Below are 20,678 nucleotides of genomic sequence, written 5' to 3'. Positions count from 1 at the left end.
TCTCCCGCAGAGGGGAGAGGGTGGGCGGTCTGCCCCGGCCCGTCTCTTGCCTCCATCCACGACCAGAGAACCCGCCGAGGATCCCGCCATGTCCGCGCACGTCCAGGCACCGGCCGCCCCCGTCCAGACCACCTGCCCGTATTGCGGCGTCGGCTGCGGGGTGCTCGCCACGCCGGACGGGCAGGGGGGCGCGGCCATCGCCGGGGACGCGGCGCACCCGGCCAATTTCGGCCGGCTCTGCTCCAAGGGTTCGGCGCTGGGCGAGACGCTCTCCCTCGACAACCGCCTGCTCCACCCGCAGGTGGACGGCGTCCGCGCGAGCTGGGAATCGGCCCTCGGCACCGTGGCGGGGTCCCTGCGCCGGATCGCCGAAGCGCATGGGCCGGACGCGATCGCGTTCTACCTCTCGGGCCAGCTGCTGACCGAGGACTACTACGTCGCCAACAAGCTCGCGAAGGGCTTCCTCGGCACGCCGCACGTCGACACCAACTCGCGCCTGTGCATGTCGAGCGCGGTGGCCGCCCACCGGCGCGCCTTCGGCTCGGACACCGTGCCGGGCTGCTACGAGGACCTGGAGGAGGCCGACCTCATCGTCCTGGTGGGCTCGAACACCGCCTGGTGCCACCCGATCCTGTTCCGCCGCATGGTCGACGCGCGGGCGAAACGCGGCACCAAGCTGGTGGTGATCGATCCCCGCCGCACCCAGACCGGCGCGGAGGCCGACCTCTTCCTCGGCCTGAAGGCCGGCACCGACACGGCCCTGTTCTCCGGCCTGCTGGTGCACCTCGCCAGCACCGGCTCCCTGGATTACCGCTTCGTCCTCGACCACACGAGCGGCTTCGACGGCGCCCTGGAGCGGGCGCGCGCCATCGCGCCGACGCTGTCCGCCACCGCCGCCGCCACGGGCCTGTCGGAGGCCGACGTGGCCCGGTTCTTCGAGCTCTTCGCCCGGACGAAGCGCGTCGTCACCGCCTTCTCGCAGGGGGTGAACCAGTCGGCGCAGGGCACCGACAAGGGCAACGCGATCATCAACTGCCACCTCGCCACCGGCCGCATCGGCCTGCCCGGCGCGGGGCCGTTCTCGCTGACCGGCCAGCCCAACGCCATGGGCGGGCGCGAGGTCGGAGGCCTGGCCAACATGCTGGCCGCCCACATGCACTTCACCCCCGAGGAGGTGGACCGGGTCCGCCGCTACTGGTCGGCGCCCAACATCATCACGGGCGAGGGCATGAAGGCGGTCGCCCTGTTCGAGGCGATCGAGCGCGGCAAGATCAAGGCCCTGTGGGTGATGGGCACCAACCCGATCGTGTCGATGCCCCGCGCCGACCGCATCCGCCAGAGCCTGAAGGGCCTCGACCTCTACGTCGTCTCGGAGGCGGTGGCCGACAGCGACAGTGCCCGGGCGACGGGACGCCGGACCGTGCTGCTCCCGGCGCTCGCCTGGGGCGAGAAGGACGGCACGGTGACGAATTCCGAGCGCCGGATCTCGCGCCAGCGCAGCTTCCTGAAAGCCCCCGGCGAGGCCCGGGCCGACTGGCAGATCGTCTGCGACGTCGCCAAGCGCCTCGGCCACGGCGAGGCCTTCGCCTATTCGGGCCCTGCTGCGATCTTCCGCGAGCATGCCGGCCTCTCGGCCTTCGAGAACAACGGCACCCGCGACTTCGACCTCGGGGCCGTCAGCGACCTGGCCGATGCGGCCTACGCGACGAGCGCCCCCCTGCAATGGCCGCTGCCGAAGCGCGGCAAGGCGCGTGCCCGGCTCTTCGCCGACGGGCAGTTCTACACCTTCGACAAGCGCGCCCGCTTCGTGGCCGTGCAGGCCCCGGCGCTCGCCGAGGGGGTGAGCGAGGCCTATCCCCTCGTCCTCAACACCGGCCGGGTCCGCGACCACTGGCACACGATGACGCGGACGGGGAAGAGCCCGCGCCTGTCGGCCCATCGCTCGGTGCCCTTCGTGGAGATCCACCCGGACGATGCCGCGCCGCTGGGGCTGAAGGAGGGGGACCTCGCCCGCCTCAGCACGCCGCACGGCAGCGCGACCCTGGAGGCGATGGTCACCGACGCGGTGCGGCCCGGCAACCTGTTCGCCGCCTTCCACTGGAGCGCCGCCACTGCCTCGGATGCCCGCGTCGGCGCCCTGGTGCGCGGCGTGCCCGATCCGGTCTCGGGCCAGCCCGAGCTGAAGGCGACCCCGGTCGGCCTCGCGCCGGTGCCCTATCGCAACCGCGGCTTCCTGCTGACCCGGGAAGAGCACACCCTGCCGGAAGGCTGGTGGTGGGCCCGCGCCACGATCACCGGCGGCTCGGGCCTGCAATTCGCCACGCAGGAGAGCTCCCGCGCCGTGGCGCTGATGATGCGCGGCCTGTTCCAGGGCCACGAGCTGGCCGAATATGCCGACCACGCCCGCGGGCGCTACCGCTGCGCCGTCTACGAGGCCGGCCGCCTCGTGGCCTGCCTGGCCCTCGGCCCCGCCGAGGCCCGCCCGGTCTGGGACGAGGCCAAGGCCCTGTTCGCGGAGCCCGAGCCCACGCCTTCGGCCCGACGCGCCCTCCTGACGGGGCGCGCCGAGACCGCCTCGGCCGGCCCCACCGTCTGCGCCTGCCACGGCGTCGGCCTCGACGTCATCAACGGGGCCATCGCCGCGGGGGCCGGGACCGTCGAGGCGGTGGGCGCCGCCTGCAAGGCCGGCACGAATTGCGGCTCGTGCATCCCGGAGATCCGCAAGCTGCTGCCCGAGGCGCTTGCGCGCAACGCCGCATAGGCTCACTTTCGGCCCAATCGACACCCATCTCCGAGCCCCATGAGCACTCCCCGTATCCCCCGTGAAACCCGGCCCGCCGGCCCCGAAACAACGCGGGGCGGTGCCCCGGCCGGCCTGGAGCCCCTGGCCGTCCTGCCCGTCTTCGTGCCGCTGCACGGCAAGCGGGCGGTGCTGGCCGGCTCGAACGGGGGTGCTCCCTGGAAGGTGAAGCTGCTCGCCGCCGCCGGGGCCCACGTGGACGTCTACGCGCCCGAGCCGAGCGAGGAACTCCGCGCCGTGCCGGCGGAGATCGTCGCGGGCTCCGTCGCCCTGCATGAGCGCCAGTGGCAGCCCGAGGACCTCGCGGGCGCCGCCTTCTGCATCGGCGCCATGGAGGACGAGGACGACTGCATCGCCTTCGTGGCCGCCGCCCGGAAGACCGGCGCCATCGTCAATGCGGTCGACCGGCCGCATCTCTGCGACGTGAAGTTCGGCGCCATCGTCAACCGCTCGCCCATGGTGGTGGGCATCTCGACCGAGGGCGCCGCGCCGGTCTTCGGCCAGACCGTCAGGGCCCGGATCGAAGGCATGCTGCCGCGCGGGTTCAAGGCCTGGATCGGCGCCGCCCGCGACTGGCGCGAGGCGGTCACGGGCCGCTTCCACACCTTCTCGGACCGCCGCGCCTTCTGGGAGCGCTTCACGGACCGCGCCTTCGCGGAGCCCGACCGGGTGCCGACGGACCAGGACCTCGCAGAGCTCCTGGGCCAGACGGAGGCCGCGCCGAAGGGCGGGGCCGTGACCCTCGTGGGCGCCGGCCCGGGCGACGCCGAACTCCTCACCCTCAAGGCCCTGCGGGCCCTGCGCAACGCCGACGTCATCCTGTACGACGACCTCGTGGCACCGGAGATCCTCGACTACGCCCGCCGCGAGGCCCGCACCATGCTGGTGGGCAAGACCGGGCACGGCCCGTCCTGCCGGCAGGACGACATCAACGCGCTGATGGTGCAGCTCGCCAAGTCCGGCAAGCAGGTGGTGCGCCTGAAGTCCGGCGATCCCCTGGTCTTCGGCCGGGCGGGCGAGGAGATCGACGCCTGCCGGGCCGCCGGCATTCCCGTCAGCGTGGTGCCCGGCGTCTCCGCGGCGCAGGGGGCGGCGGCCTCGCTCTGCGTCTCGCTCACCCACCGCGACGCGGCGCGGCGGCTGCAATACGTCACCGGCCACGACCGGCGCGGCGCCTTGCCCGAGGACCTGAACTGGGGCGCGCTGGCCGATCCGAGCGTCACCACCGTGGTCTACATGCCCAAGAAGACCCTCGGCGTGCTGCTGGAGCGGGCGATCGCCGAGGGCCTCGCCCCCGCGACCCCGGCCCTGCTCGTCTTCAACGCCACCCGCCCGAACCAGCAGGTGGTGGAGGGCACGGCCCGCGATCTCGCGGCCCGGGTCGAGGCCGCCGGCCTCGACGGCCCGGCGTTGCTCATGGTGGGCGACGCCCTGCGCCGCGGGGGCGCCGAGGCGGCGATCGCCGCGATCGAGCCGGACAAGCTCGCGATCTGAGGGCAAAGGGCTCGCATCTGCTCAAGGCTGGCCCCCCTCTGCCGTGACCCGGCGCACCCCGGTCCGTGGCTGCAGGTTGCTCGGCTGCTTCAGGTCCCAGACCAGGCCCAGGCGCTCCAGTCCCCGCAGGAGCCACCAGCCCGCATCGGCCTGACCTGGTTCGATCCCAAGGCGCGCCGAGTCCGGCCAGGCATGGTGGGTCGCGTGCCAGGCTTCGCCGAAGGTGAGCCAGGCGGCGGCCGGCAGATCGTGGCCCTGGACCGATTCGCCCTCGACGACCCAGCCCTGCGGGCCATTGCGGTGGGTGAGGTGCACGACGAGCCAATGCCCCGTGAGCGACACCGCGATACGGACGGGAATGCCCCAGATCAGCCACGGCCACCCGCCCGCTGCGTAGAACAGCACGGCCCAGGGCAGTTGCTGGATCATCCACGTCCGTTCCAGCCACCGGAGCACGCGGTCCGTCCCGACCTGCGGCTCCAGAACGAAACGGGGCGGATGCGTCAGGATCAGGTGTGCGTGCATCTGAAGGAGTGCGTCGCGCAGCATCGGCAACCGGTTGGCATGCAGATCGTGACAGGCGGCCTGCCGCTGCGCCCAGTCCCGCATGTCATGGAGGCGGATCATCCCCACCGGCCCGGCCATGCCGACCAGCGTTCCGAGATAGATCAGGAGATGGGCGACCCAGGGTTTGGCCGAGAAGCTGCGATGCACCAGCAGCCGGTGCATCCCGACGGAATGGCCGGCGCAGAGGGTGACGACGGTGGTGGCCGCGAACAGCGCGACGGCCCCGGGCGTGACGAAGACGGGTCCGAAGACCAGAGCCGCGCCCACCATTCCGGTGATCCAGAGCGACTTGGCGGGTGCCCATTCCAGGTGTCCCGCCATGGCGGAGGTGTCCGCATCGGCGATCATCCGGGCGGTCGACGTACAGCGAGGCGCATCGCCCATGGCGGACTTCCATTCACTAATTAGGCAAACACCTAATTGCTGTCGGACGCATTCTTGTCAATGGTTAGTTCATCGCCTAATTCATCCGCCATGCAGCGCGTCTTCGAAGCCCTGTCCTCCTCCGTCCGTCGGAAGATCCTGGCCTATCTCGCCCATACCGAGCTCAGCGCGGGCGAGATCGCCGGGCGCTTCGCCATGTCGAAGCCCTCGATCTCGCAGCATCTCTCGGTGCTCGAATCAGCGGGGCTGATCGTGGGCGAGAAGCGCGGACAATTCGTGTTCTACCGGCAGGTGGAGGACAGCCTCCTCAATACGCTCAACGGCTTCGTTCAGGAGGCCTGCCCGGTCGGCCGGCCGCTCCGCCGCGAGAGCGCGGCCCTGGCGGAGGATCGGCGGCGGGGGGAGCCGGGGACGGACGCACCGCAACCGGACTGAACCCCGCCCGGCCGGGGTTCGGTGGCGACGGCTCGGTGGAGACGGTTTGGTGGATTGCCCGGGGACGGCGCCTGTGGTCTGAAGCCGCCACATCCCTGGATCGCAAGGCCGTTTTCCATGCGTCGCACGCTCCTGCCCCTCATCGCCTTCGCGGTCGGCCTCGTGGGCCTCTGCGTCGCCGCCTTCGTGGTGCTGGCGCCCAAGACCCAGGAGGCCGGGACGAGCAGCGTCGGCGGTCCCTTCACCCTGACCAACCAGGACGGGCAGCGCGTCACCGAGCGGGACTATGCGGGCCGGACGCACCTCGTATTCTTCGGCTTCACCCACTGCCCCGACGTGTGCCCGACCACGCTGCAGCAGATCGGCGACGTGCTCCAGGCCCTCGGGCCGAAGGGCCGGGACGTGCGCGCGCTGTTCATCGCCGTCGATCCCGAGCGCGACACGCCCGCGGCCCTGAAAACCTACCTGGCGAGCTTCGACCCGCGCATCGTCGGCCTGACCGGCTCGCCGGAGGAGGTGACCGCGGCGGTGAAGGCCTATCGCGCCTATGTCCGCAAGGTGCCGACCAAGGACGGCGACTACACGATGGAGCACACCGCCCTGGTCTACGTGATGAACGGCCAGAACCGCTTCCTCAACGCGCTCAATCTCGCCCGCCCGCCCGAGGAGGCGGCGGCCGAGCTCGCCAAGATGCTGTAAGCGACAAGATGCTGTCAGCCAGAAGAGGCTGTAAGCGACGCGATGCCGTAGGCAGGCAGATGCCCTTGGCGGGTCGATGCTGTAGGCGAGATCCTGTGGCTCCGGGCGGCGCGCGGCTCCGGGCCGTCGGCCCTCGCGACGGGGACCGGTGCCACCCCGAACCGTCCGCCCCGGAGCGACCATGACCGTCCTGTCCGCCTTCCCGATCACGCCCGCGAACGCCGATGGCCAGGTGGACCTCGGTGCCCTGCAGGTCCTGCTGCAGCGCCTGGTCACGGCCGGGGTCGGCTCGATCGGCCTGCTGGGCAGCACCGGCACCTACGCGTTCCTGGAGCGCCACCAGCGCCGCCGGGCCGTGGAGGCCGCCGTCGCGGCGGCGGCGGGCCGCGTGCCGGTCCTCGTCGGCGTCGGCGCCCTGCGCACCGACGCGGCGGTACGGATGGCCCAGGACGCCAAGGGCGCCGGGGCCGAGGCCGGGCTCCTGGCGGCGATGTCCTACACGCCGCTCACCGAGGACGAGGTCTTCGTGCATTGCGAGACGGTGGCGCGGGAATCCGGCCTGCCGCTCTGCCTCTACGACAATCCGGGCACCACCCATTTCCGCTTCACCCCGGCCCTGGTCGGCCGCCTCGCCCGGGTTCCGGGCATCGTCGCGATCAAGAGCCCGGCCCCCGAGCCGGGCGGGGCGGCGGCGCATCTCGGCGCGCTGCGCGCCGTGGTGCCGGCCGGGTTCTCCCTCGGCTACAGCGGCGACTGGAACGCGCTCGCGGCCCTGCTGGCGGGCGGGGAGGCCTGGTACAGCGTCGTCGCCGGGCTGTTTCCGCAGCCCGCCCTGGCGATCGTCCGGGCGGTCGAGGCCGGGGACACCGCCGAGGCGCAGCGACTGAACGCCCGGCTCGAGCCGCTCTGGGCGCTGTTCCGGACCTATTCGAGCCTGCGGGTGATCTATGCCTGCGCCGATCTCCTCGGCCTCTGCCGCGCGGCGCCGCCCCGGCCGATCCTGCCGCTGGGGGAGGAGGCGCGCCGGCGGGTGGCCGAGACCCTCGCGGCCCTGGACCTCGCCTGAGCCGGACCGCCCTCACTGCGGGCGCAGGGCGCCGCTGCGGGAGGTGCGGGCGAGGCCGTGCTCGGTCTTGTTCCAGCGGTTCGGCGCGCGGACGAGCTCGTACAGCCCCGACCAGGCGGCGAGGCTGATGAGCAGGAAGTAGACCGGCATCCCCGGGACGGCGGTGAGGAGGTCGAACCAGCCGCGCCGGACGCAGCCGAGGGCCGCCGGCAGCAGCATCGCGAGCAACCCGGCGACGAACAGGGTGACGGAGGTGCCGGTGGGGAGGTTCGCCCAGAACCCGCCGGGGGCCGGGGAGCCGCTCCACGCGAAGGCCGCGAAGTCGTAGGCCGCCCGGCCCATCAGGAACGGGTAGGCGAGGGCGGAGATCACCGTCCCGGGCACCAGGGCGACGGCGCAGAGGGTGCCGAGGGGGCCCAGCTGCCGCAGCGTCCGGCGGGGCGCGCGGGCATGGGTGAGGCTGGTCTGCAGGAATCCCTTCATCCAGCGGGTGCGCTGGTGCAGCCAGGGCCGGACCGCGCGCGGTGCCTCCTCCAGGGTGTCGCTGCGCAGGTCGCCGACGCGGTAGACCGCCCGCGCCAGGCGGATGCCGAGATCGGCATCCTCGGTGACGTTCCACGCGTCCCAGCCGTGGAGTTCGCGCAGGACGCCGGTGCGGAAATGCGTCGAGGTGCCCCCGAGGGGAATCGGGACGCACCAGGAGGCGAGGGCCGGGATCAGGACGTCGAAGAGGGCGGCGTACTCGATGGCGAAGCACCGCGTGAGGCGCCCGTCGTCCATGTTGTCGATGACGAGGCGGCCCTGGAGGCAGGCCGTGATGCGGGAGGTGCGGGCGAAGCGCGTCGCCGCCGCGCGGAGCTGACCCGGGTCGGGCACGTCCTCGGCGTCGTAGACCACGAGGCAGGCCCCGCGGGCCAGGGGCAGGGCGGCGTTGAGGGCGCGCGGCTTGGTGCGGGGCAGGCCCGCCGGCACCCGGACGACCTCGAACCGGGCCGGCAGCGCCGCCGTCGCCAGGGCCGCGCCGGTCTCGCCGTCGTCCGCCTCGATCACCAGCTTGATGTCGAGCTTGGCCGCCGGGTAGTCGAAGCGCGACAGGGCCGCCACGAGGCGGGGCACGACGGGGGCCTCGCGGTGGAGCGCCACCAGCACCGTGTAGACCGGCAGGGCGGCGTCCGGCAGCGCCGCCTCGGGCGGCCGCTCCGCCTCGACGCTGACGGCGGCGATGCGGACCGTGACCATGACCAGGAAGCCGAGCTGCATCAGGGTCCAGGCGCCGGCCAGCACGGGGGCGGGGAGGAACGCGGCGGCGATGCCGGCGGCCCCGAGGACGAGGCCCGCGATGGCGAGGTGCGGCCCCTGCGTCTCCGCCCCCAGCGCCCAGTCGGGCCGATGGCGCTGGAGCGTATCGGCCGCCGCGGCCGCGATGCCCGCCGGGTTGGCGGCGAACACCGCCGCCTGGAGGGCCCGCGGCGTGGTGATGGCCGCCCGCGTGCCCGTCCGCAACAGCGCGGCGATGGCGGCCCCGCGCGGGGCGCGGACCGTGGCGGGCCCCGGGGCCAACAGGGGCGCGACCCCGGCCACGAGGCTGTCGGGATAGTGAGTGCCCTCGCCGAGGCGCAGGTCTCCGGCCAGGAACGGGACGCCGAGGGCGGCGGCGAGGCCGCGGTAATAGGCCTCCTCGGTGATCAGGTCGGCGTGGATCAGGGCCGCGGCGGCATCGGTGCCGCAGGTCCGCGCCAGGGCGGCGGCCCAAGTCAGGCGGACCGCATCGAAGCCCTGGCGCGCGAGGAACGCGATCTCGGGCGGCAAGGGCTCGGACAGCACGGGCTCGGACAGCACGGGCTCGGACAGCACGGGCTCGGACAGCACGGGCTCGGACAGCACGGGAGCAAGCCGGCCGTCGGGGGTGCTGAAACCGCGAAGCGACACCGCGCGCGACCTCCCGGCGGCCCGCGGATGTGCTAGGGGAGGGCCGTGAGCCAGTCCGTTTCCACGCGCAACCCACGCGCCACGAATACAACCTCCGCGTTTGTCGGCCGAAAGGCAAGGCGACTCCGGGGCCGGGCGGCGGCTTGTGCACTGGCGGCGCTCGTGTGCGGCCTCGGCGCCGCACCGGCGGCCCGGGCCGAGGGCGTGACGATCCCCAACTTCTGGAACCCCCGCGCCCGCCAGGAGCGCATGGAAACCCAGCCGAGCGCGCGCACGGTCCGCTTCCTCACCGACGACGACTTCCCGCCCCTCCACTTCGCCGGCCCGGACGGCACGCCCACCGGCTTCGTGGTCGAGCTCGCCCGCGCGGTCTGCGAGCGCCTCGCCATGACCTGCACGGTTCAGGCCCGGCGCTTCGACACCCTCCTCGACGCCCTGGCCGACCGGCAGGGGGACGTGGTCGCCGCGGCGATTCCCCTGACGCCGGCCCTGCGCGCCCGCTTCCTCGCCACGCGCCCCTATTTCCGCTGGCCGGCCCGCTTCGTCGCCCGGACCGACAAGGGCCTCCCCGCCCCCTCGGCGACCGCCCTGGCGGATCGGAGCGTCGGCGTGGTCGGCGGCACCGCCCACGCGGCCTACCTCAAGGCGTTCTTCCCCAGGGCGGTCGCCCGGGACTTCACCGACCTGGCCACCGCCGAGGGCGCCCTGCGCCGGGGCGAGGTCGACTACGTCTTCGCCGACGGCCTCAACCTCGCCCTCTGGATCGGCGGCGTGGACGCCGCGGGCTGCTGCGCCTTCACGGGCGGCGACTACCTCGAGAACCGCTACTTCGGCGAGGGCATCGGCCTCGTGACCCGCTCCGACGACCCGGCCCTGTCGCGGGCGCTCGACGACGCGCTCCAGCGCCTCTGGGACGAGGGAAAATACGCCGAGCTGTATCTGCGGTTCTTTCCGGTGAGCCCGTTCTAGGATCCGGCGCGCCGAATCCGCGGCCCGGCCGTTCCGGCGCGGCGATCGGGCGTTGAGGCGGGACGCATCCCGCGCACCGAGGAGCCCTCCGCCATGCTGCTCTACGAGCATCCGCTCTCGTCCTACGCCCAGAAGATCAAGATCGCGCTGCGCGAGAAGGGCGTGCCGTTCACCGCGGAGCTTCCCGAGGACTTCGGCACGGGACGGGACGCGGGGCCCTTCGCGGCCGCCAATCCCCGCACCGAGGTTCCGGTGCTCCTCGACGGGGACGTGACGCTGTTCGAATCCACCGTCATCCTCGAATACGTCGAGGAGCGCTGGCCGGAGCCGACCCTGCTGCCGGCCGAGCCCGCGGCGCGGGCCTTCGCGCGGCTTACCGAGGAGGTCTGCGACAGCCAGTACGAGGCGGTGAACTGGGGATTCGGCGAGGTTCTGTGGTTTCGGCGCGCCACCGGGGACCTCGCCGCGCACCTGCGCGCCCAGGCGGCGGCGCAGACGGCGGTGCTCCAGGGCTGGCTGTCGCAGCGCCTCGGCGGCGCGGACTGGTTCGGCGGCGCGCGCTTCGGCTGGGCGGACGCGGCGGCGGCCCCGATGGTCAACCGCTCCGTGCATTACGGCCTCGGGCCCGCAGCGGGAACCCCGCTCGCCCGCTGGCACGCCCGGGTGAGCGCGCGCCCCGCGGTGGCGGCGACCTTCGCCGAGTTCGACGCGGCCGCCGCCCGGATGGCCGAGGCCGCCGACCTCTACACCTCCGGCGGACGCCGCCGCGAATACCGCGACCATCGCCTCGACTGGATGATCCGCTCGGGCGGCATCGCGGTCGTCCTCGCCGGCCTCCGCGACGACACCATCCGCTTCTCCTGGCCGGCGCCCCCGACCGAACCCGTCTCCGGGTGACCGCCTCTCAGAGGCGCAGACGCCCGGCACCGGCCGCGACGGCGAGGAGGAGGGCGGCCACCGCGAGGAAGGCCAGGGTCAGGCTGGTGGCGTGGGCGAGGAGCCCGATCGCGGCGGGGCCGGCCAGCACCCCGGCATAGCCCAGCGTGGTCACGGCCGGGATCGCGAGCGCGGCGGGCACGCTCTCCTGCCGGCCGGCGGCGGTGAACAGCACCGGCACGATGTTGGCGCAGCCCGCCCCCACCAGGGCGTAGCCGAGGAGCGTCGCCGGCCAGAGGGGCACCGCCGTCGCGAGGCCGAGCCCGGCGGCGGCGAGGAGGGCGCCCAGGACGACGATGCGGCGGCGTCCGATCCGGCGCACGAGGGCGTCGCCGGTGAGGCGGCCCAGCGTCATGGTCAGCGAGAAGGCCGCGTAGCCGAGGCCGGCCCGGGCCGGATCGAGGCCGCGCTCCTGGATCAGGAAGACGCCGCTCCAGTCGAGGGCCGAGCCCTCCGTGAGGAACACCACGAAGCACAGCAGACCGATGCCGAGCACGGGGCCGCGCGGCAGGGCGAAGGCCGGGCCTCCGGGACCGTCCGCCACCGTCGGAAGGATGCCGGGCAGGGCCACGACGAAGGCGGCCGCGATGGCGGCGACCACGCCCAGGGTCGCGGCCGCGGGCGCCAGGCCGAGGCTCAGGAGCGCGCTGAAGCCGGCCGCCCCCAGGATGCAGCCGAGGCTGTAGAGGCCGTGGAAGCCCGACATCATCGGGCGCCCCGCCCGGCGCTCCACCGCCACCGCCTGCAGGTTCATCAGGCAGTCGAGCAGGCCGAGGCCGATGCCAAGGCCGGTGAGGGCGGCGGCGAGGACGGGCAGGCCGGCGGCGCGGGACAGCACCATCAGGGCCGCGCCGGTGACGAGCACGGCGGCCGCCAGCACGGGGCGGGTGCCGAAGCGTCCCGCCAGGGCGCCCGCCACCGGCATGGTGGCCAGGGAGCCGATGCCGAGGCAGAGGAGGAGCAGGCCCAGCGTGCCGTCATCGAGGCCCGCCCGCGCCTTCACGAGGGGCACCAGGGGCGCCCACGCCGCCACGCCGAAGCCGACGATGAGGAACAGGAGCCGGGTGGCGCGGGTCTCGGCGAGAGGGGCCGCCGGCCGGATCGGACGAAGCGCGGCGGACGCAGCGCGCGCGACCGTGGATCGCGCCGTCAGGAAGCTTGCAGACGTCGGTTTTGCAGATGCGGACGTGGAGCGTGCGGGCATCGAGGAACGTGCGGACATGGATCCTTTCGGGTGCGCCGGACGGGGCCGCGCAGCGGAACGGGACGGTGTTTCGCAGGCGCACGCGGCAACGATATGAAGCCGGACCGCGCCGGGCACACGTCAGGCCCGCGACCGGTGCATCCGCGGCCGATGCCGCGGTCGCGGTTCAAGGCGGCGCAGCTCCGGGCGGGGAGGGGGAGGGGATCAGGCCCGACAGCACGGGCTGGCACGAGGGGGCGCGGGCGCGGCACGAGACGCTCGGGACCGGAAATCGGCGGGGCGGCGTGAGAGCGCGCAGGGTTTCGACCGCGTTTTCACGGCCTCATGCCGGCGGATCGATCCGCGTTGACCCCCCGGGTCGCCCTCCCTACGGTGCCGGCCTCCGCGAATTCCCGCTCCCCGCCATCCTTGCAGAACTGACGCTGTCCCCATGCCGTCCCCGCTTCCCTCCGACCCCGATCTCATCGCGGCGGCCGCCACCGCCGCGGCCTGGCCCTTCGAGGAGGCGCGCAAGCTCGTGGCGCGGCTGGAACGCCGTCCGAAATCGGAAGTCCTGTTCGAGACCGGCTACGGGCCCTCGGGCCTGCCGCATATCGGCACCTTCGGTGAGGTCGCCCGCACCTCGATGGTGCGCCACGCCTTCCGGGTCCTCACCAACGACAGCGTGCCGACCCGCCTGATCGCGTTCTCGGACGACATGGACGGCCTGCGGAAGGTGCCGGACAACGTCCCGAACAAGCCCCTGCTGATCGGCGCCCTGAACCAGCCCCTGACCCGCGTGCCGGACCCGTTCGGCACCCATGACAGCTTCGGCGCGCACAACAACGCCGAATTGCGCCGCTTCCTCGACGCCTTCGGCTTCGACTACGAGTTCCGCTCGGCCACCGAATGCTACCGCTCGGGCGTGTTCGATACGGCTCTCCTCACGGTGCTGGAGCGCTACGACGCCGTGATGGCGATCATGCTGCCGTCCCTGCGGGCCGAGCGCTCCGCGAGCTACTCGCCGTTCCTGCCCCTCCACCCGGTGACGGGGGAGGTGATGCAGGTGGCCATCGACGAGGTCCGGGTCTCGGCCGGAACCCTGGTCTGGCGCGACCCCAAGACCGGCGAGGGCTACGAGACTCCGGTGACCGGCGGGCACGCCAAGCTGCAGTGGAAGCCCGACTGGGCCATGCGGTGGGTGGCCCTGGGCATCGACTATGAGATGGCCGGCAAGGACCTCATCGATTCCGTCAAGCTCTCGGGCGAGATCGCCCGGGCGCTGGGCGGCGAACCGCCGGAGGGGTTCAACTACGAGCTCTTCCTCGACAAGGACGGCAAGAAGATCTCGAAGTCGAAGGGCAACGGCCTCTCGATCGACGATTGGCTCGTCTACGGCACGGCCGACAGCCTGGCGCTGTTCATGTACAACAAGCCGCGCGAGGCCAAGCGCCTGTTCGTCGAGATGATTCCGCGCCAGGTCGACGACTATCTCAACTTCCTGGAGAAGTTTCCCGGTCAGGAGCCGGCCCAGAAGCTCGGCAACCCGGTCTGGCACCTGCATGCCGGACATCCGCCGGCGGCCGAGGCGGTCGGCAAGGGCGGTGCCCTCACCTTCGCCATGCTCCTGAACCTCGCGGCGGTGGCCAACACCGAGGACCCGGCGGTGCTCTGGGGCTTCATCCGCCGCTACGATCCGGATGTCGGACCGGAGACCCACCCCGTCCTCGCCCGCCTCGTCGGCCACGCGCTGGCCTACTTCCGGGACCTGGTGCGCCCGGCCAAGACCTACCGGGCGGCCACCGACGCGGAGCGGGCGGCCCTGGAGGACCTCGCGCAGACCCTCGCCGCGCACGAGGGCTCCGTCGATCCGGAGGGCCTGCAGGCGGTGGTCTACGAGGTCGGACGCCGGCACTTCCCGGACCTGTCCGGCAAGGCCAAGAGCCCGGACGGGCGCCCCGGCGTGTCCCAGGCCTGGTTCACCACCATCTACAACGTGCTGTTCGGAGAGGCCCGCGGCCCGCGCTTCGGCTCCTTCATCGCCCTCTACGGCGTCGCCGAGACGCGGGCGCTGATCGCCCAGGCCCTCTCGGGGGCCTTCCTGGCGGACGCTCCGGCCCCCTGAGGCGGACGAGCCTGCGTCGGTCCCGCGGGAGCGGCGCAGGATAATGTCTGCGTATCGAGGTGTGATTGCGCACAATTGTGCTTGTCGGCAGGGCGCTGGGCGGATAGAACGCCCATCCACTGGACAGAAAAAAGGCCGCCCCGGTGAGGGAGCGGCCCGAAGTCTAGGGAGGAAACGCCCAAGAAGGGCACACCGCGGCGACGCCATCGCCGCGGTGCATGGCCATCAAATGCCATTTCGCACCGCACCATGCAATTGCTTCCGTGTGGGAGCGGGCATGCGCCCAGCGCATGAAAACGATTTCAAGCGCCCTTGCCCAAGCGCCGCTGCCTCCATCCTGCGGGAGGCCCTTTCCGTCAGTGCTCGATGGGATCGGCCAGCCCGAGCTGCGCGAGGCTGAACGCCCAGACCCGTTCCTGAAGCGCCGTGTCCCGGCCCCGCGCCGAGGGCGCCACCGGCTTGCATCGGTCGAAATAGAGTCCCGTCCGGCCTTCGACCTCCGGTGCGGTGGCGAGGTAGAGGGAGGTCGCCGCGCCATCGGCCGGCTTCGTCATGAAGGGGCGGATCAGGCGCCAGCCGAGGCCGAACCAACCGCCCGTCTCCGACGCGAAGCCGCTGGCGATGACGCCGGGATGGAGGGCGTTGCTGGTGACGCCGGTACCCGCGAGCCGCCGCGCCAGGGCCGCGCTGAACAGCACGTTGCCGAGCTTGGCCTGGGAATAGGCGGCGATCGCGCTGTAGCGCCGCGCGTGGCCGATATCGTCGAAGGCGATGCGGCCGCGCCGATGCGCCGTCGAGGCCACGCTGACGATGCGGGCCGGCGCGCCGGCCTTCAGGAGATCGAGGAGCGCGAGGCTGAGCTGGAGATAGGCGAGGTGGTCCAGCGCCCAGGTCCGCTCGATGCCGTCCGCCGTCGCGGCGTAGCGGTCGAAGATCGCACCGGCATTGTTCACCAGCACGTCGAGGCGCGGATACAGCGCCCGGACCTCCGCGGCGAGGCGGCGGATCTCGGCCTGGCGCGACAGGTCGGCGACGAAGCCGTCGACCTGCGCGCCCGGCACCGCGTCGCGGATCTGCCCGGCGGTGCGACCGGTGCGGCCGGCATCCCGGCCCACGAGTCCGACGCGGAACCCCGCCCGGGCCAGCCCGAGCGCGGTCTCGGTGCCGATCCCGGAGGTGGCGCCGGTGACGAGGGCGATCCGGCCGGCCACGGAGGCGGTCCTAGAACACCGCCTGCCCGATGGCGAAGGCGACGACCACGATGACGATGGCCACCACCAGGAACAGGCCGAACAGGATCCGGGCCAGGGAGCCGGCGCCGGAGGCGATGCCGGTGAAGCCGAGGCCGCCCGCGATGAGGGAGATCACGAAACAGATGAGGGCCCATTTCAACAGGGTCATGCGCTACACTCCAGCTCGCGGAACCGACCGATAACCGCCTGGGACGGCAAGCGTTCCGCCCAAGCTCGGCCGTTTTACGAGCCGTGCCCGCCGGGGGCCGGCGCGGCCGGACGGGCCTCGGTTCCGGCCCGCTCCAGGAGGATGTGCGCCAGGGCATGGTAGAGCCCCTCGCGGCAGACCGCCTTCGAGACCGCGTCGGCGATCAGCGCCGCCACCATGAGGGGGATCATCAGGGCATGGTCCTGGGTCATCTCGGTGACGATGACGAAGGCGGTGATTGGCGCCTGCAGGGCCCCGGTCAGGTAGGCGACCATGCCGAGCAGCACGAGGGCGGCCACCGGCACGCCGGAGAACCAGCCCTGCAGGGCGGCGCCGAGGCCGGCCCCGACGCTGAGGGAGGGCGCGAACAGTCCGCCGGGAATGCCGCTGATCGCCGAGAGCAGCGACGCGACGAACTTCAGCGGCGCGAAATCCGGATGGGACTCCCCGGTGCCGTGCAGGAGGGCGCGCGCCTCCTCGTAGCCGGTGCCGTAGACTGTTCCGCCCGAGGCGAGGCCGCACAGGGCGACCCCGAGGCCGCAGGCTGCCGCGAAGGCGACGGGACGGGCGACGATGGCGGCTCCGAGGCGCCCGGGCAGGCCGCGGGCGAACAGGATGACGATGCGGGCGAACCCGCCGCCGGCCAGGCCCCCCAGCGCCCCGATCACCGGTACGGCGATCCAGCCCGGCCCGAACGGCAGGGTGGCGCTGGACGTGCCGAAATAGGTGTAGTTGCCGGTGAGCGCCATGGCGGTGAGCCCGGCCGCCACGATGGCGGCGACGATCAATCCGCCGGTGCGGGCCTCGTAGGCCCGGCCGAGCTCCTCGATCCCGAACACGATGCCGGCGAGCGGCGTGTTGAACGCCGCCGCCACCCCGGCCGCGCCCCCGGCGAGGATCAGCCCCGGCACGCGTTCCGGCGTGAGGTGGCCGGCCGCCGCCATGATCGCGGCCCCGACCTGCACCGTCGGCCCCTCGCGCCCGGTGGAGGCGCCGAACAGCAGGCCGAGGCTCATCACCACGATCTTGCCCGCCGCCACCCTGAGGGAGACGAGGGCCCGGCGCAGGGCGAGCTGTCCGGTCTGGCGCGCCGCGATCACCTGCGGGATGCCGGACCCCTGCGCGTTCGGGAAGACCTCCCGGGCGAGCCAGGCGCAGAGGGCGAAGCCGAGGGGCGTCAGGCCGAGGGCCACCCAGGGCGAGACCCCGAGCACCTGCCGGAACGCCCCCTGGGCGGCATCGGCGAGCCCCGCCATCAGGACGGCGGCGAGCCCGACGCCGATGCCGCCGACGAGGAACAGGAGGCGGTGGCGCCACAGCCCGAAGGCGTCGAGGGTGGCCCCGCGCAGGCGCCGCATGCGCGGCATCACCCCGGACCGGACCTTGGCGCGCAGCACCTTCACGCGCAGCACTTTGGCGGGACGGGTTGGGGGCATGCGATCCGGGGCTCGGGCGGGTCAGTCGGAGGCGGGGGCGGGCGAGGTTCAGGCAAGGGGCATACCCCGGCAGCCCTTAAGCCTTGTCCTCCGCTTCCGCCCGGCAGAGGTCTTCGACGGTCCGGAGATAGGCCTTGGCGTCGAATTTCCGCAGGGAATTCTCGCTCTGGTAGCGCACCGTCCCGAAGATCTTGCGTCGGGCCCAGGGGCGGTCGTGCAGGCCGTAGACCCAGGCGACGTTGGTGAAGGAGTTCGGGTCGCGTCCGTCGAGGAAGTAGCGGTTGTTGAGCCGCAGCGTGCGGGCGAAGCCCTCCTCGGGGGTGGGCGACCATTCGAGGATCTTCTTGCCCCAGTACATGCGCAGGTGATTGTGCATGTAGCCGGTCTCGCGCATCTCGGCCTGGGCGGCGTTCCAGTAGACGTCGTGCGTCCGTCCTTCCGCGAGCTCGGTCTCGGTATAGGTCTTCGGCCTGGCGTCGCCGGCATGGTCGGCCAGGACCTTGCGGGCCCATTCGGGAACGGCGCGCTCGTAGCGGTCGTAGCCGTCCGTGTAGTGGACGTGGTTCATCGCCAGTTCCCGGCGGATGACGACCTCCTCGACGTAGGACGCCTTGTCCTCGCGTCCCCCCGTCTTGGCGGCCCGAACCGCCAGGACGATCTCCACCGGCGAGATCTGCCCGAAATGCAGGTAGGGGCTCATGTGGGAGGCCGCCCCGGCCTCGGGCCGGTTGCGGTCGCTGCCGTAATCGGCGAACGGGCCTTCGAGATAGGCCTTGAGGCGCCGCCGCGCCTCGGTCTCCCCGCCGGTGAAGCGCCGCACCGGTCCGACGGCGCGGTCGAGGCTCATGCCGGCCAGCACCTTGGCCGGGTCGCTGATGTCGACCTCCGATGTCGGCAGGCCGCGCCCCGCCGGGTGCTTCACCGCCCGGGCGGTCAGGGGCGCGACGTAGTCGTCGAGGTGCTTGTGCAGCTTCGGGCGCAGGGTGCGGGCGGCGTATTCGTGCTTGGCCGAGGCGACCTCCACCGGCACCACGACGTCCCCCTCCACCTGCACGATCCGGGTGTCGACGGCCTCGACGATCTCGTCGTACCAGCGCTTCTGGATCGCGAGGTAGCCCCGGTCGAGGACGAGGAGGGCGGCCTCCTTGGCCAGATCGATGGCGACCCGGGCGGGGGAGGCCTTGCGCAGGCAAAAGCCGATGTCGCGGGCCTCGAGACCAGAGGCCGCGTCGGCGAGTCCCTGGAGCAGGAAGGCGTAGTGCCGGGCATTGGCTTCCGGAAAGCCGTTCTTGCCGTCGAGCAATCCGAAGCCGGCGAGCACCGGCAGGCCGAGCCGGTTGGCCTCCGCGATGGCGAACTCGAGCGCCGGATTCTCGTGGGCCCGATTCGCCTGCTGCAGCAGATAGAGCACGTAGCGCCCCTCCGCCCGGGGCTCGGCCTGCTTGAGGATCCGAATCCGTCCCGCCTGAATTGCCATCGTCGCTCATCGCCTCCTGATACTCGTCACGAAAGGTTGGGCCGCCGCCCGTCGCGACGCCCCAGGCAGAAGATTCCACCCCGGCCGGATCGACGCCGAAATATCCAACCTCTGGCGGCGCGAAAACTGAGTTCGAACAACCCTTTAGTGTCGCGTCACTTGAGGCTGCCCCATCCGGGAGTCACGAGAATTTGCGGCTGCTCGGGTGCGTCATTTTGGATACATCGATCGGGCGATGTGTTCCGGAACACGAAAAGCGACACGGATGCTGCCCTATCCGCCTTGCAATTCTGCGCGAGAGGATCAGATTGTGCATTGCGGGAACGCGATGGCGTCGCGGTCCTGCTGCCCTCCTTGGGCGTTTCCTCCCTAGACTTCGGGCCGCTCTTCGGAGCGGCCTTTTTTCTGTCCCGACCGGCTCCTTCTGTCCCGACGGCCTCAGCCGCGCGCACGGGCCCGGATCATGAAGTTGTCGTAGGTGTATTCCGCCACCTGGAACCAGAGGTACTCCTCGTTCCGGAAGGTCTTCATCGCTTCGTGGACCCGCTTGAAGTCGGCGTTCTTGGCGCCGATCTCGGCATAGACGTCGTTGGCGGCCTTGAGGGCCAGCTCCATCACCTCCTGGGGAAACGGCCGCAGCTGCGCCCCGCCTGCCACGAGGCGGCGCAGGGCGCGCGGGTTGCGCGCATCGTACTTGGCCTGCACGTCGGCATGGACCTGGGCCGCCGCCGCCTGGAGGACTGCCCGGTAGCTCTTCGGCAGGCCCTTCCAGGCCTCGGCCTGGATCCAGAGATGCAGCGTCGAGGCGCCCTCCCAGAAACCGGGATAGTGATAGGTCGGAGCCACCTTCTGCAGCCCGAGCTTCTCGTCGTCGTAGGGGCCGATCCACTCGGCGGCGTCGATCGTCCTGCCCTCGAGAGCGGCGTAGATGTCCGGCCCCGGCGTGGCCTGCGGCACCACCCCGAGCTTGGCCAGGACCTGTCCGCCGAGGCCTCCGATCCGCATCTTCAGGCCCTGCAGGTCCGCCTGCGCCTTGATCTCGCGCCGGAACCAGCCGCCCATCTGCGCGCCGGTATTGCCGGCCGGCAGGGCGACGAGCCCGTGCTTGGCGAAGATCTCCCCGAACAGGTCGGCGGCACCCCCCTGGAGCCACCAGGCACTCTGGCCGCGCGCATTCAGGCCGAAGGGCAGGGCGGTGGCCAGGGCGAAGGTCGGGTCCCTGGCGAGCCCCAGGGTCGCCGGTCCGTAGCCCATCTCGACGGTGCCGGCGGCCACGGCATCGAGGAGGCCCTCGGCGGGCACCGGCTCGCCGGGGCCCGAGGGCTGGATCTGGAAGCGGCCGTCGGTGGCCTCCGCGACGATGCGGGCGAGCAGGTCGGTGGCGCCGAACAGGATGTCGAGGTTCTTGGGGAAGGCGCAGGCCAGGCGCCAGCGCAGATCCGGCGTCGCCTCGGCCCGTGCGGGGCGTGCCAGGAGAGTCGCCGCGCCACCGAGGCCCGCGGAGAGGAGAGCACGGCGCCCGGTCGTCGGGCGCGCGGGAGATGGGGGCATGACGCCTCGCTGAGAGATCTCGAATCGTCCTGTTCCGGCGCGTCGCGGCCGATCCGCGGCCCGAATGTCCGCCGTTCACGAACGACGAAGGGCCGGAAACGATCCCGAAACGTGCGGATGACCCGCACAGGCAGACCGGACGTCACGCGCTCCGGGGCAAGCTGCGCCCGAATTCGTAAGCGCGACT

The 20,678-nt window shown here is 72.4% G+C and carries 16 protein-coding genes; 8 read left to right on the top strand and 8 right to left on the bottom strand.

What is annotated here, in order from left to right; genetic code table 11:
- Positions 1–88: 88 nt before the first annotated feature.
- Complete coding sequence (locus AC1MGR_RS15040) at positions 89–2,761, top strand: nitrate reductase (RefSeq protein ID WP_480232121.1); 2,673 nt, start codon at positions 89–91, stop codon at positions 2,759–2,761.
- Positions 2,762–2,800: 39 nt separating this feature from the next.
- Positions 2,801–4,294 (top strand): siroheme synthase CysG, encoded by a 1,494-nt coding sequence (gene cysG / locus AC1MGR_RS15035; RefSeq protein WP_480232120.1) that lies wholly within the window; start codon positions 2,801–2,803, stop codon positions 4,292–4,294.
- Between the two features lie 21 nt (positions 4,295–4,315).
- Here cysG and AC1MGR_RS15030 read toward each other — a convergent pair whose 3' ends face one another.
- On the bottom strand, positions 4,316–5,245 hold the full coding sequence (locus AC1MGR_RS15030) for a fatty acid desaturase (protein WP_480232119.1): 930 nt from the start codon (positions 5,243–5,245) through the stop codon (positions 4,316–4,318).
- A gap of 90 nt (positions 5,246–5,335) precedes the next feature.
- On the opposite strand from AC1MGR_RS15030, the gene AC1MGR_RS15025 reads away from it, so the two are divergent.
- The 3 genes from AC1MGR_RS15025 (at position 5,336) to AC1MGR_RS15015 (ending at position 7,445) form a co-directional block, all read left to right on the top strand.
- A complete protein-coding gene (locus AC1MGR_RS15025) occupies positions 5,336–5,680 on the top strand; it encodes a metalloregulator ArsR/SmtB family transcription factor (RefSeq protein ID WP_480232118.1) in 345 nt (114 codons plus the stop codon).
- 117 nt (positions 5,681–5,797) lie between these two features.
- Entirely contained in the window at positions 5,798–6,379 is a 582-nt protein-coding gene (locus AC1MGR_RS15020; protein ID WP_480232117.1) for an SCO family protein, read from the top strand.
- Between the two features lie 181 nt (positions 6,380–6,560).
- Positions 6,561–7,445 (top strand): dihydrodipicolinate synthase family protein, encoded by an 885-nt coding sequence (locus tag AC1MGR_RS15015; protein ID WP_480232116.1) that lies wholly within the window; start codon positions 6,561–6,563, stop codon positions 7,443–7,445.
- A gap of 12 nt (positions 7,446–7,457) precedes the next feature.
- Here AC1MGR_RS15015 and AC1MGR_RS15010 read toward each other — a convergent pair whose 3' ends face one another.
- Complete coding sequence (locus tag AC1MGR_RS15010) at positions 7,458–9,374, bottom strand: glycosyltransferase family 2 protein (protein WP_480232115.1); 1,917 nt, start codon at positions 9,372–9,374, stop codon at positions 7,458–7,460.
- A 150-nt stretch (positions 9,375–9,524) separates the two neighbouring features.
- On the opposite strand from AC1MGR_RS15010, the gene AC1MGR_RS15005 reads away from it, so the two are divergent.
- Complete coding sequence (locus AC1MGR_RS15005; protein WP_480234809.1) at positions 9,525–10,343, top strand: transporter substrate-binding domain-containing protein; 819 nt, start codon at positions 9,525–9,527, stop codon at positions 10,341–10,343.
- A 93-nt stretch (positions 10,344–10,436) separates the two neighbouring features.
- On the top strand, positions 10,437–11,240 hold the full coding sequence (locus AC1MGR_RS15000; protein ID WP_480232114.1) for a glutathione S-transferase family protein: 804 nt from the start codon (positions 10,437–10,439) through the stop codon (positions 11,238–11,240).
- A gap of 7 nt (positions 11,241–11,247) precedes the next feature.
- Here AC1MGR_RS15000 and AC1MGR_RS14995 read toward each other — a convergent pair whose 3' ends face one another.
- Positions 11,248–12,501 (bottom strand): MFS transporter, encoded by a 1,254-nt coding sequence (locus tag AC1MGR_RS14995; RefSeq protein WP_480232113.1) that lies wholly within the window; start codon positions 12,499–12,501, stop codon positions 11,248–11,250.
- A 412-nt stretch (positions 12,502–12,913) separates the two neighbouring features.
- Between AC1MGR_RS14995 and AC1MGR_RS14990 the strand changes: the two genes are divergently transcribed.
- Complete coding sequence (locus tag AC1MGR_RS14990; protein ID WP_480232112.1) at positions 12,914–14,587, top strand: lysine--tRNA ligase; 1,674 nt, start codon at positions 12,914–12,916, stop codon at positions 14,585–14,587.
- A gap of 356 nt (positions 14,588–14,943) precedes the next feature.
- Here the strand turns inward: AC1MGR_RS14990 and AC1MGR_RS14985 are convergent, their stop codons facing one another.
- The 5 genes from AC1MGR_RS14985 to AC1MGR_RS14965 form a co-directional block, all read right to left on the bottom strand.
- A complete protein-coding gene (locus tag AC1MGR_RS14985) occupies positions 14,944–15,798 on the bottom strand; it encodes an SDR family NAD(P)-dependent oxidoreductase (RefSeq protein ID WP_480232111.1) in 855 nt (284 codons plus the stop codon).
- 10 nt (positions 15,799–15,808) lie between these two features.
- A complete protein-coding gene (locus AC1MGR_RS14980) occupies positions 15,809–15,988 on the bottom strand; it encodes a DUF1328 domain-containing protein (RefSeq protein WP_056213599.1) in 180 nt (59 codons plus the stop codon).
- Between the two features lie 74 nt (positions 15,989–16,062).
- Positions 16,063–17,394, bottom strand: coding sequence for a chloride channel protein (locus AC1MGR_RS14975; RefSeq protein WP_480234808.1), 1,332 nt, complete (start codon positions 17,392–17,394; stop codon positions 16,063–16,065).
- A gap of 145 nt (positions 17,395–17,539) precedes the next feature.
- Positions 17,540–18,940, bottom strand: a complete 1,401-nt coding sequence (locus AC1MGR_RS14970) for a deoxyribodipyrimidine photo-lyase (RefSeq protein WP_480232110.1) — start codon at positions 18,938–18,940, stop codon at positions 17,540–17,542.
- A gap of 438 nt (positions 18,941–19,378) precedes the next feature.
- Positions 19,379–20,491, bottom strand: a complete 1,113-nt coding sequence (locus AC1MGR_RS14965) for a TRAP transporter substrate-binding protein (protein WP_480232109.1) — start codon at positions 20,489–20,491, stop codon at positions 19,379–19,381.
- Positions 20,492–20,678 lie beyond the last annotated feature (187 nt).

Source organism: Methylobacterium sp. BI1, from assembly GCF_056680125.1.
This window is presented reverse-complemented; position numbering and strand designations above follow the sequence as displayed.

What these genes read in the sequence shown, in the direction of transcription:
- AC1MGR_RS15040 (WP_480232121.1), top strand. Translation starts at nt 89, where the DNA reads ATGTCCGCGCACGTCCAGGCACCGGCCGCCCCCGTCCAGACCACCTGC.
- cysG (WP_480232120.1), top strand. Translation starts at nt 2,801, where the DNA reads ATGAGCACTCCCCGTATCCCCCGTGAAACCCGGCCCGCCGGCCCCGAA.
- AC1MGR_RS15030 (WP_480232119.1), bottom strand. Translation starts at nt 5,245, where the DNA reads ATGGGCGATGCGCCTCGCTGTACGTCGACCGCCCGGATGATCGCCGAT.
- AC1MGR_RS15025 (WP_480232118.1), top strand. Translation starts at nt 5,336, where the DNA reads ATGCAGCGCGTCTTCGAAGCCCTGTCCTCCTCCGTCCGTCGGAAGATC.
- AC1MGR_RS15020 (WP_480232117.1), top strand. Translation starts at nt 5,798, where the DNA reads ATGCGTCGCACGCTCCTGCCCCTCATCGCCTTCGCGGTCGGCCTCGTG.
- AC1MGR_RS15015 (WP_480232116.1), top strand. Translation starts at nt 6,561, where the DNA reads ATGACCGTCCTGTCCGCCTTCCCGATCACGCCCGCGAACGCCGATGGC.
- AC1MGR_RS15000 (WP_480232114.1), top strand. Translation starts at nt 10,437, where the DNA reads ATGCTGCTCTACGAGCATCCGCTCTCGTCCTACGCCCAGAAGATCAAG.
- AC1MGR_RS14995 (WP_480232113.1), bottom strand. Translation starts at nt 12,501, where the DNA reads ATGTCCGCACGTTCCTCGATGCCCGCACGCTCCACGTCCGCATCTGCA.
- AC1MGR_RS14990 (WP_480232112.1), top strand. Translation starts at nt 12,914, where the DNA reads ATGCCGTCCCCGCTTCCCTCCGACCCCGATCTCATCGCGGCGGCCGCC.
- AC1MGR_RS14980 (WP_056213599.1), bottom strand. Translation starts at nt 15,988, where the DNA reads ATGACCCTGTTGAAATGGGCCCTCATCTGTTTCGTGATCTCCCTCATC.
- AC1MGR_RS14975 (WP_480234808.1), bottom strand. Translation starts at nt 17,394, where the DNA reads ATGCCGCGCATGCGGCGCCTGCGCGGGGCCACCCTCGACGCCTTCGGG.
- AC1MGR_RS14970 (WP_480232110.1), bottom strand. Translation starts at nt 18,940, where the DNA reads ATGGCAATTCAGGCGGGACGGATTCGGATCCTCAAGCAGGCCGAGCCC.
- AC1MGR_RS14965 (WP_480232109.1), bottom strand. Translation starts at nt 20,491, where the DNA reads ATGCCCCCATCTCCCGCGCGCCCGACGACCGGGCGCCGTGCTCTCCTC.